This window comes from Pseudomonas sp. F-14 TE3623, from assembly GCF_053629015.1.
Genome location: NZ_JBRJHM010000001.1, coordinates 5,450,181 through 5,468,522 on the forward strand (window position 1 = coordinate 5,450,181; position 18,342 = coordinate 5,468,522).

Genomic DNA, 18,342 nt, shown 5'->3' on the forward strand with positions numbered 1-18,342 from the left:
GGCCTGTTCAGCCACGAATGCCTGAATCTGCGCCTCTGGCGACAGGGCACCGGGGGTTTCATCCAGTTCGTGTATGGCGACGGTCAGGTTCATCTGCGGATGAATCACCTGCACCGCCCGCTCATCCTGCTGCTGGAATGTGGTGCGCAGGCTTTGATGACGGGCAATCAGGGTATTGAAGCCGCGTTCGAGCGCCGATACGTCGAGCTCGCCCTGCAACTGCATGGCGCTGGGGATGTTGTAGGCGGCGCTGCCAGGGTCCATCTGCCAGAGAAACCACTGGCGTTCCTGAGCAAAGGACAGCGGCACCGGATCGAACTGCGACTGCGTTTCGGGAATCGGCAAGTTCGCTGGCGAAACACCCTCCTCGAGCATCTTCTGCAGATAGACCCTGCGCTTGTCGAGCGGCAAAGTAATGAAGCGCCGGGCGATCTTCAAAGCGACATTGGTATCCATCAAGCTTCCTCCATTTCGTCAAGCAGGGCGTCCAGCTTGCTCAGTTTTAACGTATCGACCTGCTCACCTGCGGTTGCCAGACTGCTGACGAAATCCGTGAGTACGGGGTGTTGAAAAATCAGTTGTGGGGTCAGTTTCAGGCCCAGTTCCAGTTGCAGGCGTGAAACCACATTGACGGCCAACAACGAGTGGCCGCCCAGTTCGAAAAAGTTATCCAGCAAGCCGACCCGCTCGATTTGCAGTACGTGCTGCCAGATCGCCGCGACCTGCTGCTCGCGCTCGCTCTGCGGGGCGATATAACGCACCTGCAAATGACTGGTCTCCACCGTCGGCAACGCCTTGCGGTCGAGTTTGCCGTTAGGCGTCAGTGGCAGGCTGGCGAGGAACAACAAGTGCGCCGGAACCATGAACTCCGGCAGGGATTCCCTGAGCCGTGCCTTGAGTTCATCACGCAAAGACTGCTGATCGTCGGCGGCAGTGAGGTCCAGTTGCGGCGCGACCACGTAGGCCACCAGTTGCTGATTGCCCAGGGCTTCCTGCGCCAGCACCGCCACTTCGCGGACCGCTGGCTGCTCCAGCAGACGCGCTTCGATTTCACCCAGTTCGATGCGGAAACCGCGGATCTTCACTTGATGGTCGATCCGCCCTCGGTACTCGAGCACGCCATCGGCCTGATAGCGGGTCAAATCGCCGGTGCGGTACAGGCGCTCGCCATTGCTGGCGAACGGGTTCGGCACGTACTTCTCGGCCGTCATGCCCGGCCGGCCCAGGTAACCCCGGGTGATGCCGGCACCGGCCAGGTACAGCTCGGAGGACACGCCCAAAGGCACCGGTTGCAAATCGGCATCCAGCAAGTAACTGGCGGTGTGTTTGAGCGGCCGGCCAATGTTCGCCGTGCCACCCGCCTCGCGGCGGGTCCAGGTGGAATAGGTGGTGTCTTCCGACGGGCCGTAAAGATCGTAGACATGCTCCACGGTCGGTTGCCCATAAAGCGCGTCGACCAGCGACTGCTTCAGCGGCTCACCAGCGAGGTTGATGATGCGCACACCCGGCGGAATCTGCCCGGCGCTCTGCAACGCATTGATCGCCGATGGCACGCTGTTGATCAGGCGCACCTGATCCCGGGCTGGCAGTTGCGGCAACTCCATGGCGTTGCGGGCGATGATCAACGAACCGCCGTTGGCCAAGGTGACAAACAACTCCCAGACCGACAGGTCGAAGCACACCGAGGTCGAGGCCAGCACACCTTGAATGTCGGCTCGGCTGTATACCGATTGCGACCAGTCAATCAGCGCCAGCACATTGCGATGGGCGATGGCTACGCCTTTGGGTTTGCCGGTGGAGCCGGAGGTGTAGATCACATAAGCCAGGTTATCCGGCGTGACGCGAGTGACCGGGGCGCTGCGCGGATAATCCGCCAGCTGCGGCTCGATCAGGTCCATCAGCAGCACTTGGGTTTCGGCAGTGACGTTCAACGTTGCAGCAACAGCCTGCTCGGTCAGCAACACCCGCGCATGGCTGTCTTCAAGCATGTAGGCCACGCGATCGGCCGGGTAATCCGGGTCCAACGGCACGTAGGCACCGCCGGCCTTGAGCACCGCGAGGAGCGCGACCAGCAGGCTGTCCGAGCGCTGCATCGCCACGCCGACCCGCACTTCCGGGCCCACGCCCAACTCGATCAGCTTGTGGGCGAGACGGTTGGCGCGGCCATCGAGTTCGGCGTAAGTCAGCTGTTGGCTGGCGAAGGTGACCGCCAGCGCGTCCGGTTGGGCGGCGACTTGGCGGTCGATCAACTGATGAATGCACAGGTCTTGGGCAAAACCTTCGTCAGCGCGGTTCCAGTCCAGCAAGACCTGTTGCTGTTCGGTCTCATCCAACAGCACCAACTCGCCGAGGCAGCGTTCACCGGCGTCGATCATCTGGCTCAACAGGTGCTGCAAATGAGCCGCCAATTGCGCAACCGTCGCCGATGCAAAACTGGCGCGCTGATAGCTCATGTGCACCGACAATTGAGTGTCGAGGCTCACCAGCAGGGTCAACGGATAGTTGGTCTGCTCCAGACTTGCCACCGGACCAAAGCGCAGTCCTTGCGGCGCGCCCTGCTCCAGGGCTTGGGAAATCGGGTAGTTCTCGAACACCAAGATGTTGTCGAACAGCGCTTCACCGCCCTGCCCGGCCCAGCGTTGAATATCGAACAGCGCGGTGTGTTCGAACTCGCGCAATGCCAGGTTTTGCGCCTGCACCGCTTGCAACCAGCTGTTGAGCGATTGCTCGGCCCGAGGGCTTGCGATCACCGGCAAGGTATTGATGAACAGACCGATCTGTTGCTCGACACCCGGTAGGTCGGCCGGACGACCGGCAACCGTCGAGCCGAAGGCCACGGTGTTTTTACCCGTGTAGCGTTGCAGCAACAGCAACCAGGCTGCCTGCACCAGCGTGTTGACAGTGACTTTCGAGGCCCGGGCAAACTCGCCCAGACGCCGGGTTTGATCGGCATCCAGTACCTGGAAATGATCGCCATAACCTTGGGTGTCGATAGACGTTTGAGGCTTCGCGACGGTCTGGGCCAAACGCGTCGGCTCGTCCAGCGCGTGCAGCGCCGGGGTCCAGAACGCTTCGCTGGCTGCCGTGTCCTGACGTTGCAGCCAAGCGATGTAATCGCGATAACGCCCGCTGTGAGTGGCGTTGAACTGACCGCTGTAACGCTGCAGCACTTCACCGAGCAACTGCGAGTTGCTCCAGCCATCCATCAGGATGTGATGGTTGGTGTAGATCAGGTGATGACGGTTGTCGTCGATGCGCGCGATCACCAAACGCAACAAGGTCGACTCGCTCAAGTTCAGGTGTTGGCGCTCAGTGTCGGCGAGCGTCTGCAAGTTCTGATCGCGCTGCGGATGCACGCGCAAATCATGCAGGCTGTAAGGCATTTGCGCGTGTTTGCTAACCACTTGCACCGGGTTTTCCAGTTCGCCCTGCCAGACAAACCGTGTACGCAGAATGTCGTGGGCATCCACGACCGCTTGCCAGGCCTGATGGAAACGCTCGGGGTCGAGCCCTTCGACGTCCAGGCGTAACTGGTTGATGTAATCGCCCGTGGTTTCTTCGTACACGGCATGGAACAACATGCCCTGTTGCATCGGCGACAGCGGGTACAGGTCTTCGATCGACTGCGGCGCCAGCGGCAAGCCGTCCAGTTGTGCCTGGCTCAAGCGCGCCAGCGGGAAGTCCGACGGGGTGATGCCGTGATTTCCGGTCTGGCAGCAATGGGCGATCAGTGCTTGCAGTTCCAGTGCGTAATCGTCGGCCAGACCCTGGATGGTCGCCTCATTGAACATTTCACGGCTGAAGGTCCAGCCCAGGTTCAGTTCGCCGCCATACACCTGACCATTGAGGGCCAGTTGGTTAGCCAATGGCGCGTTGGCATCCAGCTCATCGCCAGCCGCTTCGCTGGACGGCACGAACAACGCGCCGTCAGCTTCGGTGAAGCTGCCGTCGAACTGGCCAAGGTAGTTGAAGGTCAGACACGGCACCGGCAATTGGCTGAGGGTTTTACGTGCAGCCTCGTCACCCAGATGGGCCAGCGCACCAAAACCGATGCCCTTGTTCGGGATCGCGCGCAGCTGTTCCTTGATCTGTTTCAGCGAGCCGCCAAGGTCTGCGACCGGCGTCAGTTTCGCCGGGTACAGGCTGGTGAACCAGCCGACCGTGCGGGTCAGGTCAATGCCGTCGAACAGCTCTTCACGGCCATGACCTTCAAGCTGGATCAATGTGCTGTCGGCGCCGGTCCAGCGCACCATGACGCGGGCCAGTGCGGTCAGCAGCAAATCGTTGACTTGGGTGCGATAGGCCGGCGGGGCGTCTTGCAGCAATTGGCGGGTCAGTTCCTTGTTCAGTTGCGTACGCACCGTCAGTGCGTGTCGGTTCTGTTGCCCGCCCTGGGGATTATCCGCCGGCAAAGCCACTTCGACGCCTTGCAACTGCTGTTGCCACCAGGCCAGTTCGGTGCGCAGTTCAGCGCTGTGAGCGTAGGTTTGCAGGTGCTCGGCCCAGACCTTGGCGGCACTGGTTTTGGCTGGCAATTGCAGGGTTTCGCCGGTCAACAGTTGACGGTAGGCGGTTTGCAGATCGTCGAACAGAATGCGCCACGACACGCCGTCCACCACCAAATGGTGGATCGCCAGCAACAGTCGCTGACTGCCGTCATCGAGGTTCGCCAGCACCGCACGCATCAGTGGCCCGTCTTGCAGGTTCAGGCTGCGTTGCGCTTCGTTGGCTACCGCTTCCAGTGCCGTGGCGTCGGCGACATCGACCGCCCAGACCATCGCATCGGTCTGGCTGTCCAGCGCACGGTACTGCGCCTGCCAACCCTCGGCCTGTTCGGCGAAGCTCAAGCGCAAGCCATCGTGGTGCGCAACCAGTGCGCCCAAAGCCAGCTCCAGCACGTTGGCATTCAAGGTTTGCGTCGGCTTGAGCATCACCGTCTGGTTCCAGTGCTGGCGCTCGGGGATGGCCTGTCCGAAGAACACCTGTTGCACTGGCAACAACGCCAGTTCGCCAGTCACCGGCCCTTGATCGATGACCTGAGCCTGTTCGCCAAGCCGCGCCACCGTGGCCAGTGCCTGAATGGTCTGGTGCTGGAACAGGTCTTTTGGCGTGAAGCGGATACCGGCCTGTCGGGCGCGGCTGACCACTTGAATCGAGATGATCGAATCGCCGCCCAACTCAAAGAAGTTGTCGCTCAAACCGACCTGATCGAGCTTCAGCACGTCCTGCCAGATCGTCGCCAGTTGCTGCTCCAGAGCGCTTTGCGGCGCGACATAGGCTTGCTGCAATTGACTGACGTCCGGTTTGGGCAGGTTCTTGCGGTCGAGTTTGCCGTTGGGGGTCAGAGGCAGGCGCTCAAGCAGCAGCAAATAAGCCGGCACCATGTGCGCCGGCAGCACGGCTTTAAGTTGTTCGCGCAGGCTTTCGGCGAAATCGGCGCGATCGGCATTGAGCGCGTCGGCCACCACATAAGCCACCAGGCGCTTGCCGCTGCCGGCGGTGCCTTCCTGGGCAACCACCACGGCTTCGCGCACACCTTCGAGGGTTTGCAGGCGCGCTTCGATTTCTCCCAGCTCGATACGGAAACCGCGAATTTTCACCTGATTGTCGATGCGATCCAGATAATCGAAAGTGCCGTCGGCACGCTGACGCACCAGGTCACCGGTGCGGTACAGCAGGCCACCGACAACGCTGAACGGATCGGCGACAAACCGTTCCGCCGTCAGCCCCGGACGGTTCAGGTAACCCCGGGCAAGGCCCGTGCCGCCCAAGTACAATTCACCGGCCATACCTTGGGGCAGCAGGTTCAGGTCAGCGTCCAGCACGTAAGCGCTGCGGTCACCGATACGACTGCCGATCGGCGCATAGGCCGCACCACACTGCACGTCGCGCCCGGCCTTCCAGATCAGCGGCGTGACCACGGTTTCGGTCGGGCCGTAGCCGTTGATGATGTAGTCCGGATCGAGCGCGCGCTTGACCCGCTCGAAACTGGCGTTGGGCACGGCATCGCCGCCGAAGCAGTAGATCCGCACCTTCGGCGGGTTGCCTTCACGTTCGGCATGCTCGGCCAGTTGTTGCAGGTAGACCGGCGGGAACGCCACCACCGTCACGCCGTGTTCGCGCATGGCGTTGTAAGTCTGCTCCGGGGTCCAGAGGCTGTCGTCGCGAATCAGCAGCGAGGCGCCGTGGGTCAGGCTGGTCAGCCAACGCTCGTGGGCGCCGTCAAATGCGAAGGACATGAAGTGGAATTCGCAGTCGCTGTCACGCATTTCATAACGCTCGCCGATGGCCTGGCAGTGCATCGCCAGCGGGCCATGGGCAACGCTCACGCCTTTGGGATTACCGGTGGAGCCGGAGGTGTAGATGACGTAAGCGAGGTTCTGCGGATCGAGCTGCACCTTGGGCGCAGTGAGAGATTGGCTGCGCAGATCGAGGCGGTCGAGCTCCAGCACCGGGACCGAATCTTCCACCGGCAACTGCGCAGAAACAGCAGAATCGGTCAGCAGCAACGCCAGCCCCGAATCCTCAATCAGATAGGCCAGGCGTTCACGGGGGTAGCTGGTGTCCAGCGGCACGTAGGCACCGCCGGCCTTGAGTACCGCCAGCAACGCGACGATCACCCCTTCGCTACGCGGCAAGGCCACGCCAACCCGGCTTTCCGGGCCGACACCCCGCGCAATCAGGGCGTGGGCCAACTGATTGGCGCGCCGGTCGATATCGCCATAACTGAAACGCTGACCGGCGAAGATCACCGCCGTGCACTCCGGGCGCTGGGCGGCGAGTTCGGCGATGCGTTGGTGAACGGCGACATTCACCGGATACGCTTGCGGCCGGTTACTGGCCGTTTGCTGCGCAAGTTCGGCGGCGCTGGCCAAGGCGATTTCGCCGAGGTTGCGTTCGGCCGACTCGGCAAACTGTTCCAGCAGTTGCAGCAGCTGCGCACTGATGCGCTCGATCGCCGACGTGGAGAAATGCGCCCGGTCGAAGCTGTAATGCAGCGCCAGTGTCTGGCCCAGCGTCACGGCGACGCTCAACGGATAATGGGTTTGCTCAAGGTTGGCGACTTCGCCGAACACCACGCCTTGTTCTGCACCCTGTTGCAGCGCCTGGGCAATCGGGTAGTTCTCGAACACCAGAATGTTGTCGAACAGCGCTTCGCCACCCTGCCCGGCCCAGCGTTGAATGTCCGCCAGCGGTGTGTGCTCAAACTCGCGCAAGTTGAGGTTTTGCGCCTGTACGGCTTGCAACCAGTTACCAACGCTCTGATCCGGACGCGGCGCGCCGATCACCGGCAAGGTATTGATGAACAAGCCGACAGCTTGCTCGATGCCGGGCAAGTCTGCCGGGCGCCCAGCCACCGTGGCACCGAAGGCCACGGTTTCGTGACCGGTGTAGCGTTGCAGCAACAACAGCCACGCGGCCTGCACCAGGGTGTTGAGGGTGACTTTCTGTTGTCGGGCAAAGGCTTCAAAATCTTGGGTGCGACTGACTTCCAGGGTCTGGAAGTGATCGCCGTGCCCGCTAAGGGTTTCGTTGCCAGACACCACCAGGGCCAGTCGGGTTGGCTCTTGCAAAGAAGCCAACGGCTCGCTCCAGAAATCCTGGCTCGATTGCGCGTCCTGACGTTGCAACCAACCGATGTAATCGCGATAGCGCCCGACGGAGGACACCGGCGCGCGACCGCTGTAACGCTGCAAGACTTCGCCGAGCAACTGCGAATTGCTCCAGCCGTCCATCAGGATGTGGTGATGGGTATAAATCAGGTGCCAACTATCGACGGCGGTTTGCACCAGTACCAGTCGCAGCAACGGCGCCTGGCTCAGGTCGAACCCTTGTTGGCGTTCGGCATCGGCCCGTTCACGCAAGGCCTGAACCTGATCGCCACGCTCACGCCAGTCCAGCACGGTGAACGGCAACTGAACCTGTTTGTGGACGATCTGGACCGGTTGCTCCAGTTCACCCTGCCAGACAAAACCTGTGCGCAGGATGTCTTGAGCATCGACAGTGGCCTGCCAGGCCCCGAGGAAACGCTCGGGGTCGATGCCTTGCACATCCACCCGCAGCTGATTGATGTACTCGCCCGCCGCCTGCTCGTAAAGGGTGTGGAACAACAGCCCCTGCTGCATCGGCGATAGCGGGTAGAGGTCGTCGAGTTGCCCGGCGGCCACCGGTAGTGCATCGAGTTGTGCCTGGGTGATGCGCGCCAGCGGGAAGTCCGACGGCGTAGCCTGTGGGGTTTCGAGGGTGCAGCAATGTTCGATCAACGCATTGAGTTCGACAGCGTATTGATCAACCAGCTGCTGGATGGTCGCCGTGTCGAACATCTCACGGCTGAAGCCCCAGCTCATCGAAAGCTCACCGCCGTACACCTGACCTTCGACTGTTAGCCAGTTGGCCAACGGCGCCGACGGATCCTGGGCCGCGCCACTGCCTTCGCTGGACGGCACAAACAACGCCGCCTCGTCAAACTGGCGGTCGAACTGCCCCAGGTAGTTGAAGGTGATGCGCGGCTGCGGCAGGGCTGCCAGTGCGGTGCTCGTTTGCGGGTCCGCCAGGTAACGCAGCACACCGTATCCCAGACCTTTGTCCGGTACCGCGCGCAGTTGCTCCTTGACCGTTTTGATCGATGCGCCGAGATCACCGGCCGGGCTCAGGTTGACCGGGAACAGGCTGGTGAACCAGCCGACGGTGCGGGTCAAATCGATGTCGTCGAACAGGTCTTCGCGGCCATGCCCCTCGAGCTGGATCAGCGTGCGGCCCTGCCCGGTCCAGCGGCACACGGCCCGCGCCAGCGCGGTCAGCAGCAGATCATTGACCTGAGTGCGGTAGGCGGCTGGCGCCTGCTGCAACAGTTTGCGGGTTTGCTCGGCGTCGAAGGTCAGTTCGACTTTCTGCTCGAAACGGTTTTGCAGTGCGCCGTCAGGGCGGTCGCACGGCAAGTCGTTTTGCGCTGCATCGCGCAGTTCGGCCTGCCAATAATCGATACTGTTCTGGAATGTCGGCAGGTGGCTTTGCAGACGCGCCACCCAGCGTTGGCAGGAACTGGTTTTCGCCGCGGCGGTCAGCGTCGAGCCGTCGCGTACCTGACTGTAGAACTGCTGAAGATCCTCCAGCAACACCCGCCACGAAACACCGTCCACCACCAGGTGATGAATAGCCAACAGCAGCCGTTGCGTGCCGTCGGCCATGTCCACCAACAGCGCTCGCAGCAATGGGCCGTGACTCAGATCAAGACTGCGCTGGGCTTCGTCGCACAAGGCATTCAGTTCTTCGGCCGATTGCGCCGAGCGTTGCCACAACACCGACTCGCTGGACACCGCGCCATAGGCTTGCTGCCAACCGGCATCAGTCATTTCATATCGCAGACGCAAACCATCGTGATGCTTGAGCAACTGCGCCAACGCTTGATCCAGCGCCCCGGCATCCAGCGTTTCGCGTGGGACCAGCAGCAGCGACTGGTTCCAGTGTTGACGCTGCGCAATGGCTTGTTCGAAGAACCAGTGCTGCACCGGCGTCAGGGCCACCGCGCCAACGGCCGGACCTTGATCGATCAGGTTCTGTTCACCGCTGCGGACCACTTGCGCCAGGCTGCGAATGGTCTGGTGCTGGAACAGGTCCTTGGGACTCAACACGATGCCCGCCTGACGCGCGCGGCTGACCACCTGCATCGACACAATGGAGTCGCCGCCCAGTTCGAAGAAGTTGTCTTCCAGGCCGACGTTGTCGATGGCCAGAACGTCCTGCCAGATCGCTGCCAGGGACTTTTCCAGCGCCGAGCGTGGCGCCACGTGTTCGCGTTGCTGCTGAGTGCCGTCGACCGCAGGCAAGGCTTTGCGGTCGAGTTTTCCGTTGGGCGTCAACGGCAATTGTTCGAGGAACAGCAGATAAGCCGGCACCATATAATCCGGCAAATGTTGGCGTAGCGCCGCTTTCAGGGTTTCACGCAGGCTCGCTTGAGCATCGGCATTGCCCGTCAACACGCCTGCATCGGTCGGCACGATGTAGGCGACCAATTGCTGACCGCTGGCGCCGTCCTGAGCCAGCACTGCCAGTTCGCGTACCGCGTCCTGCTGCAACAGCCGCGCTTCGATCTCACCGAGCTCGATACGAAATCCCCGAACCTTGACCTGATGGTCGATGCGACCGACGTATTGCAATGCACCGTCGACCTGATAACGGGTCAAATCGCCCGTGCGATACAGGCGCTCGCCGTTGCTGGCGAACGGGTTCGGCACGTACTTCTCGGCGGTCATGCCCGGCCGCGCCAGGTAACCTCGGGTGATGCCGGCGCCGGCCAGGTACAGCTCGGCCGATACACCTTGGGGCACCGGTTGCAGATCGGCGTCCAGCAAATAACTGGCGGTGTGTTTGAGTGGCCGACCAATGTTGGCAGTGCCGCCGGCTTCGCGCCGAGTCCAGGTGGAATAGGTGGTGTCTTCCGATGGACCGTAGAGGTCGTAGACGTGCTCGAGGGTCGGCTGCTGATACAACGCATCCACCAGGCTCTGCTTCAGCGGCTCACCAGCGAGGTTGATGATGCGCACACTCGGCGGAATCTGTCCGTCGCGCTGCAATGCATTGATCGCCGAGGGCACGGTGTTGATCAGACGCACCTGATCCCGGGCCGGCAGTTGCGGCAGTTCCAGGGCATTGCGGGCGATGATCACCGAGCCGCCATTGGCCAAGGTGACAAACAGCTCCCACACCGACAGGTCGAAGCACACCGACGTCGAGGCCAGTACCCCCTGAATATCGTCGCGGCTATAGACCGACTGCGACCAGTCGATCAGCGCCAGCACGTTGCGATGGGCGATGGCCACGCCTTTGGGCTTGCCGGTGGAGCCGGAGGTGTAGATCACGTAAGCCAGATTATCCGGCGTGACGCGAGTCACCGGCGCGCTGCTCGGGTAAGCGGCCAGCCACGGCTCTGCGGCGTCCATCAGCAGCACTTGGGTTTGCGCAGTCACGGGCAACGTCGCGGCCAACGCCTGCTCGGTCAACAGCACCAAGGCGCGACTGTCTTCGAGCATGTAGGCCACTCGTTCGGCCGGGTAATCTGGATCCAGCGGCACATAGGCGCCACCGGCCTTGAGCACCGCCAGTAACGCCACCAGCAGACTGTCGGAACGCTGCATCGCCACGCCGACCCGAACTTCAGGGCCCACGCCCGACTCGATCAGCTTGTGGGCCAGACGGTTGGCTTGAGCGTCGAGTTCGGCGTAGGTCAGTTGTTTTGCCGCGAAGGTCACCGCCAGCGCGTCCGGCATGGCCGCGACTTGCCTGGCGATCAGCTTATGGATGCACAGGTCATCTGCGAATAGTTGGTCAGCGCGGTTCCAGTCGTGAACGATGCGCTGATACTCCGCGGCTTCAAGCAACGGCAAATCGCTGATGCGCTGCTGGCTGTCGCTGACCATACCGTGCAGCAGATGGGTCCAGTGCCGTGCCATGCGGGCAATGGTCGCGGCGTCGAACAGGTCATTGGCGTAGGTCAGCGCGGCGTGCAGTGTGCCGGCCTTTTCATAGGTGTCCAGGGTCAGGTCGAACTGGGTGGTGCGCCCTTCCCATTCGATCACGCCCAGTTCCAGGCCCGACGCGGTGGTCACCGTGGAAATGTCCGCCACCTGCGGCTGATGGTTGTACATCACCTGGAACAGCGGCGTGTGGCTGAGGCTGCGCTCCAGCTTCAACGCTTCCACCAGCCGCTCGAACGGCAAGTCCTGATGGGCCTGGGCGCCGAGGGCGGTTTCCTTGATGTCACTGAGCAAATCGGCCACGCGAGTCTGGCCGTCGAGCCGGGTGCGCAGCACTTGGGTGTTGACGAAGAAACCGATCAAGCCTTCGATTTCACCGCGGTTGCGGTTGGCGATTGGCACGCCGACGCGGATATCGGTCTGCCCGGTGTAACGGTGCAGCAGCGCGTTGAAAGCACCGAGCAACAGCATGAACAAGGTGATGTTGTGTTTCTGCGCGGTGGCTCGCAGTTGCTCGGCCAGTTGGCCATCGATCCCGAACTCATAACGCGTGCCGCGATAGCTGGGCATCGCCGGGCGCGGGTGATCGGTGGGCAACTCCAGCACCGGGTGCTCGTCGCCCAATTGGGCTTGCCAGTATTCCAGTTGCCGCGCCTGTTCCCCGGCTTCCAGCCAGCGGCGTTGCCACAAGGCATAGTCGCTGTACTGAATCGGCAGCGGTGCGAGCTGCGGTTGCGCGCCTGCATCGTGGGCGTCGTAGCAGCGGATGAACTCATCGATCAACACATTCATCGACCAGCCATCAGAAACGATGTGGTGCAAGGTCAGTAGCAGCACGTGCTCCTGCTCAGCGAGCTTGAGCAGCTTGACCCGCAGCAGCGGCCCGACGGCAAGGTCGAACGGCAGCAGCGATTGCTGCTGGGCAGCCTCGGCCACAGCCTGCTCGCGCTCAAGGGGCGGCAATGCGCTGAAATCGACCTGTTCGATCACCAGCGGCGCACTGGTCGGCGCTTGTTGCAGAGTCTCGTCGGCCTGGCGCTGGAACACCGTGCGCAGGGTTTCATGGCGCGCCACCAGGCTGGCGAACGCTTGCTCCAGGGCCGGCAGATTCAACCGCCCGGTCAGGCGCACCGCACCCGGCAAGTTATAGGCGCCACTGTGCGGGTCCAGTTGCCAGAGAAACCACATGCGTTGCTGAGCGTAGGACAGCGCCTGCCGGTCCTCGGCCTCGACCCCTTGCGGAATCGGAAAACGGGCGAAGTCCACGCCCTCCTTGTGCAAGGCCGCAAGGAACATCTGGCGCTTTTCCAGGGGCAACCCGATAAACCGGCGAGCAAGTTTCAAGGAGTCTTCAGCATTCATTTCTTAGCATCCGGATCAGTAGGCAGGAAGCACAAAGGCACGTCGTCCCTATAAAACGAATGCAGACCGGAAAAATTAGCGTTTGAGAATAAGTATCAGGAAGGAGGGTGAAGCGAGGAAAGACAGGCAAATACAAATCTACTGTGGGAGCGGGCTTGCTCGCGAAAGCGGACTGTCATTCAGCATTGATGTCGACTGACAAACCACCTTCGCGAGCAAGCCCGCTCCCACAAGGAAAGCAGGTCAGGCCATGGCAACCATGGCCCCCCGCCGATGATGAACCTCCAACTGATCCTTGATCACCCGTAGCACCTTGGCTTCGTGCTCATGAATGAAGAAGTGCCCGCCGGCCAGCATGTCCACCGAAAAGCTGCCATGGGTTTCCTTGCTCCAACCGATCAACTGTTCGGTGGTGGCCTTGTCGGACTTGCCTCCCAGCACGTGCACCGGGCACTTGAGCAATGGCCGCTGCACCGGCTGAAAACGCCCGCACAGTAGAAAATCCGCGCGCAGAATCGGCAGCGTCAGGCTCATCAGCTCTTCATTGGCCAGCACCTCTTCGCTGGTGCCATTGAGCGTTCGTAGCTGCTCGATCAACTGCCCATCGGTTTTCGGCTCGGCAAAGCCGCGGTCGTAGTCGGCCCGCATCGTGGGTGCCGCCGTTCCCGAGGCAAACAGGGCCACCGGTTCCGGGCAGCCCAGCGCACGAAAGGCGTGGGCCATCTCGCATGCCAGCAAGGCGCCCAGGCTATGACCAAACAAGGCGTAGGGCGCCTTGAGCGTCAAACGCAGCTCACTGGCCAATTGCATCGCCAGTGCGCGCATGTCGGTGTGCAGCGGTTCGCCGAACCGTGCGCCCCGCCCCGGCAGCTCTACCGGCTGCAACTGCAGCCATTGCGGCAACTTGCGCCGCCAGCGGCTGTAGACCATGGCACTGGCGCCAGAGTACGGCAGGCACAGCAAGGTCAGCTTGGTCACCACGTTCACCTCAAAAAGTCGTCTGTAAGGAGGGACGGTCCGCAAGCGACGCAAATTAGTCAGCGCCGGTTAAATTTGCGCTGCAGGTTATCGTCCCCTGTTAAGACCAAAACCAGCTCAGACCAAAACCAACAAGGGGCAAAAGCCGTGGACCTGCAGACCATCCTGGGCAAACTGTTCGCCAATGCCGGTGCCGTCGGCATCGAAGGGGTTTTTCAATTCGTGTTCGGCCCGCACCAGGCGTACTGGTCCGAGGTCAAGGCCAGCAGCCGCACCGAAGCCGGCCGACATGCCAGCCCCGACGTGACCATCGAAGTTGCGGAAAAGGACTTTCTCGGGATCATGGGCGGCATGGCCAACGTCGAGGAGCTGTTCGCCAGCGGCCGCTTGAAAATTGGTGGCAACATGGGCCTGGCGACGATGCTGCCGCAGATCATCGATCACGCTCGCCATGGGGGCGGTGTGGTGGAAAAGGTCGACATGAACAAGCGCTACCCGACCCCGCCGCGTTTCAGCGAAAAGGTTTCCGCGAGCCTGCCAACCCAATATTCGGTGGAGCGCCGGCCACGCAGCGAGCTGTCGGTATTGGAATTCGAGACTCGCTATTTGCCTCATGGCATTCCTCTGGTGATCAGCGATGCCTTGCAAGACTGGCCCCTGTTCAAGCTCAGCCGCGAAGAATCGCTGGTGCACTTCGCCGAACTGCAAGGCATCACCCGACACGGCGATTACGTGAAGAAAACCTTCTCCACGGAACGGGATTTCCGCTCCACCTCCATGGCCGCGTTCATCGCCTCGCTGGATACCCCGGCGGTCAAAAGCGCCGATGGCGAACCACCGGCGTACATGGGCAACAATATCCTGCCCGCGCAATTGATGGAGCAGATCAAGTACCCGCCCTATTTCGATCAAGCGCTGTTCATCCCGCCACGCATCTGGATCGGCCCCAAAGGCACGCTGACACCGCTGCATCGCGATGATACCGACAACCTGTTCGCTCAGGTCTGGGGCCAGAAAACCTTCACCCTCGCCGCGCCTCATCACCGCGAAGCCCTCGGCACTTGGTCGACGGCCCCCCAAGGCGGGCTCGACGGTTGTGATTTCAACCCGGATGCGCCGGATTATCAGCGCTTCCCCGGAGCGCGGGACGTGACGTTTCTGCGGGTGACCCTGGAGGCCGGCGACCTGCTGTTTCTACCCGAAGGCTGGTTCCATCAGGTGGAATCGGTGTCGACGTCGTTGTCGGTGAATTTCTGGGTGAATTCGGGAAGAGGCTGGTAACCCGGGAGCAGGCTTGCTTGCACCTGAATTTGCATTGTCCCGGTTATTTAGCCCAACACATAACCCCACTGTGGGAGTGAGCCTGCTCGCGATGAGGCCATCACCTTCAACATCAATACCGCCTGCCTGACCGCTATCGCGAGCAGGCTCGCTCCCACATTTTGCATTGCATTGCACCGGGCTACCCCACCGACAGCGGCGGCCCGACAATAAAGCAGACTTCGTCCAGCACCGATTCCAGCGCATAAGCGGTTTGCAACTCAGGCCGACCGCGATGGGGTCCGGCCTCAACAAAGGCCTGCAACTTGCCACAAACATCTGCCACGGGGAAAGCCTCGAATTGTTGGTTGAGTGTGAACGACGGTTTGCCGGCAAATGAACTCTCTGCGGCTCAAACCGGTCAGCTAGTTAGACCCTCGGTTCCCCGGAGCACTGCGGCAATGGTTGATCATTCCGAACGACAAAGCGCCATCGACGCCCACGGCATCATTGGCGATATGCGCAGCGCAGCGTTGGTGAACGACAAGGGCAGCGTGGACTTTTTCTGCTGGCCGGAATTCGACAGTCCGTCGATCTTCTGCTCGCTGCTGGACAGCCCCGAAGCCGGTATTTTCCAACTGGCCCCGGACCTGCCCGACGCCCGTCGCGAGCAGATTTACCTGCCCGACACCAACGTCCTGCAAACCCGATGGCTCAGCGATCACGCGGTGGTCGAAGTCACCGACCTGCTGCCCATCGGCGACAGCGAAGATGATTTGCCGATGTTGATGCGCCGGGTGCGGGTGGTCAGCGGACAAGCGACGATCCGCATGCGCTGCGCCGTGCGTCATGACTATGCCCGGGCTCCGACCAAGGCCCGCGCACGTGATCGGAGTGTATGTTTCGAGGCCGCCGGTCAGCCCGCCATACAGTTGTGTTCGGATCAATCCTTGCGTATCGAGGGCCATGCGGCCGTCGCCGAATTCATCCTCGAACAGAACCAGAGCGCCGAGTTCCTGCTCGGTGGCGTTGACGATGCGCGCTTCAAGGAAGGCGCCGCCGCGCTGTGCCTGGAGCGCACCCTGAAGTTCTGGCGCGACTGGATCGGCCAGTCCAATTATCGCGGTCGCTGGCGGGAAATGGTCAATCGCTCGGCACTGGCCCTGAAGCTGCTGACCTCACGCAAACACGGCGCCATCCTCGCCGCCGCCACCTTCGGCCTGCCGGAAACGCCCGGCGGCGAACGCAACTGGGACTACCGCTACACCTGGATCCGCGATGCCTCGTTCACCGTCTATGCCTTCATGCGCCTGGGCTTCGTCGAGGAGGCCAACGCCTACATGCGCTGGCTGCGCGGCAGGGTCAGCGATTGCCGCGGCAAGCCGATGAAACTCAACATCCTCTACGCCATCGATGGCCGTCAGGAACTGCCGGAAGTTGAACTTTCACACTTGTCCGGTCATGGCGGCGCAACACCGGTACGCATCGGTAATCAGGCCTACGATCAAATCCAGCTCGACATCTTCGGCGAGCTGTTGGACGCGGTGTACCTGGTCAACAAGCACGGTGAAGCGATTTCCCATGAAGGCTGGAAACACACCGTGGAAGTGGTCGATCAGGTCTGCGAAACCTGGCAGCAAAAAGACGTCGGCATCTGGGAAATGCGCGGCGAGCAGTATCATTTCCTGCACTCGCGACTGATGTGCTGGGTGGCCGTGGACCGCGCCATCCGGCTGGCCTCCAAACGCTCGCTGCCCGCCCCCTTCGCCCGCTGGGACCAGACCCGCCAAGCGATCTACACCGACATCTGGAGCAATTTCTGGAACGAAGAACGCGGGCATTTCGTCCAGCACATCGGCGGCACCGGCCTCGACGGCTCGATGCTATTGATGCCGCTGGTGCGCTTCGTCAGCGCCAAGGATCCGCGCTGGATTTCGACCCTCGAAGCCATCGAAAAAAACCTGGTGCGCGCGGGCATGGTCTACCGCTACCGCAACGACGACAGCCAGATCGACGGCCTGCCCGGCACCGAAGGCGCTTTTGCCGCATGCTCGTTCTGGTACGTCGAATGCCTGGCCCGGGCCGGCCAGGTGGAAAAGGCGCACCTGGAGTTCGAGCAATTGCTGAAGTATGCCAACCCGCTGGGGCTGTACGCCGAAGAGTTCGACAGCCATGCCCGGCACTTGGGCAACACACCACAAGCGCTGACGCACCTGGCGCTGATCAGCGCGGCGAGCTTCCTGAACAGGAAGTTGAGCGGGGAGAAAAACTTTTGGCAGCCTTGAAGACCGAGTCGCCTTCTTCGGAGGCAAGTCGGATCGCCATACCGCTCGCTGCTACAGATGCACACCGTTCCAATTGTGGGATATGTACACCGTACAAAACTGTGGGAGCGGGCTTGCTCGCGAAGGCGATTTCACATTCAACATTGATGTCGCCTGACACACCGCTTTCGCGAGCAAGCCCGCTCCCACAGGGGATCAGCTGTGTGGCGTGGGCTTTGGCACGTCGACGTTATCGAGCACCCGATTCACCGCCAGCTCGGCCAGCATGATGACCTGCTGAATCGCCAGGAGCGTATGCCGCTGCGGGGCGTCGACATACGCGGCAATGTCGCTGGTCATTACGCTGGCTGAGGCCAGTGATTCGCAGACATGAGCGAGCAGGCTTTCGTTGTCCATGTCCGGGGCAACCATGAACATTTTGCTTGGCTTGCGGCTTTCGGTTTTTTTGGGGGCGGGTTTGAGGTAGTGGTCGAGCGCCCGTTCGGCAGCGTCGTGGAGCTTTTTGGAATCGAGGGATTCGTAGGGGGAAACGTCGTCGGTTTCTGGGGGATTGGGACTGTCTTTTATCATGGTGTAACTCCTGACATTCATGAAGCTCACCACCGTCGTGACCAAACGATGGGTGGTGGGCGGTGCGCAGGTTGGTCAACCGGGAAGTCAGGCACCCGGCGCACTCGAAAGTGCCCCGCGCACAGCCCACCGCGAAGCATACCGACAAGCGCACGAAAAAGCGCCGACATGCTCACGTTGGCGCTTGCACGCCTGACATTGCACGGGTGACCAAACCCGGTCGCTGAATTGGCAGCGACCCGGAAAGACTATCGGTTCCCTTTCCTCACTTACAACCGCCAAGACTCGTCGGAAATATCCACTTTTACGACACTTTTTGTAGGACCGAGGCTTACCCGCAATGAACTTAAACACGCTCCATCTGACACTGCTGACCTCCTGTGGCGAGGGAGCGTGCTCCCGTCGGGGTGCGC

7 protein-coding genes (1 of these 7 cut by a window edge) are annotated in these 18,342 nt (G+C 61.6%); 2 read left to right on the top strand and 5 right to left on the bottom strand.

Going from position 1 to position 18,342, the window contains the following annotated elements; genetic code table 11:
* From AB7M29_RS25385 to AB7M29_RS25395, 3 genes are all read right to left on the bottom strand, one after another.
* On the bottom strand, window positions 1–456 hold the 5' end (the start) of the coding sequence (locus tag AB7M29_RS25385; protein ID WP_454248260.1) for a non-ribosomal peptide synthase/polyketide synthase. 13,086 nt of this gene lie to the left of the window's left edge; only the first 456 of its 13,542 coding nucleotides appear in the window; it begins with the start codon at window positions 454–456; its stop codon lies off the left edge, out of view.
* A complete protein-coding gene (locus AB7M29_RS25390) occupies window positions 456–12,836 on the bottom strand; it encodes a non-ribosomal peptide synthase/polyketide synthase (RefSeq protein WP_454248261.1) in 12,381 nt (4,126 codons plus the stop codon). Before AB7M29_RS25390 ends, AB7M29_RS25385 begins: the two co-directional genes overlap by 1 nt.
* A 243-nt stretch (window positions 12,837–13,079) precedes the next feature.
* Complete coding sequence (locus tag AB7M29_RS25395) at window positions 13,080–13,817, bottom strand: thioesterase II family protein (RefSeq protein ID WP_454248759.1); 738 nt, start codon at window positions 13,815–13,817, stop codon at window positions 13,080–13,082.
* Between the two features lie 144 nt (window positions 13,818–13,961).
* On the opposite strand from AB7M29_RS25395, the gene AB7M29_RS25400 reads away from it, so the two are divergent.
* On the top strand, window positions 13,962–15,095 hold the full coding sequence (locus AB7M29_RS25400) for a cupin-like domain-containing protein (protein ID WP_217857307.1): 1,134 nt from the start codon (window positions 13,962–13,964) through the stop codon (window positions 15,093–15,095).
* A 181-nt stretch (window positions 15,096–15,276) separates the two neighbouring features.
* Here the strand turns inward: AB7M29_RS25400 and AB7M29_RS25405 are convergent, their stop codons facing one another.
* Window positions 15,277–15,420, bottom strand: a complete 144-nt coding sequence (locus AB7M29_RS25405; protein WP_217857333.1) for a hypothetical protein — start codon at window positions 15,418–15,420, stop codon at window positions 15,277–15,279.
* Between the two features lie 115 nt (window positions 15,421–15,535).
* Here AB7M29_RS25405 and AB7M29_RS25410 point away from each other — a divergent pair, with 115 nt between their 5' ends.
* Entirely contained in the window at window positions 15,536–17,359 is a 1,824-nt protein-coding gene (locus AB7M29_RS25410) for a glycoside hydrolase family 15 protein (RefSeq protein WP_454248262.1), read from the top strand.
* A 195-nt stretch (window positions 17,360–17,554) separates the two neighbouring features.
* Here AB7M29_RS25410 and AB7M29_RS25415 read toward each other — a convergent pair whose 3' ends face one another.
* Window positions 17,555–17,929, bottom strand: coding sequence for a DUF6124 family protein (locus AB7M29_RS25415; protein WP_454248263.1), 375 nt, complete (start codon window positions 17,927–17,929; stop codon window positions 17,555–17,557).
* Between the last annotated feature and the right edge of the window lie 413 nt (window positions 17,930–18,342).

What these genes read in the sequence shown, in the direction of transcription:
- AB7M29_RS25410 (WP_454248262.1), top strand. Translation starts at nt 15,536, where the DNA reads ATGGTTGATCATTCCGAACGACAAAGCGCCATCGACGCCCACGGCATC.
- AB7M29_RS25390 (WP_454248261.1), bottom strand. Translation starts at nt 12,836, where the DNA reads ATGAATGCTGAAGACTCCTTGAAACTTGCTCGCCGGTTTATCGGGTTG.
- AB7M29_RS25415 (WP_454248263.1), bottom strand. Translation starts at nt 17,929, where the DNA reads ATGATAAAAGACAGTCCCAATCCCCCAGAAACCGACGACGTTTCCCCC.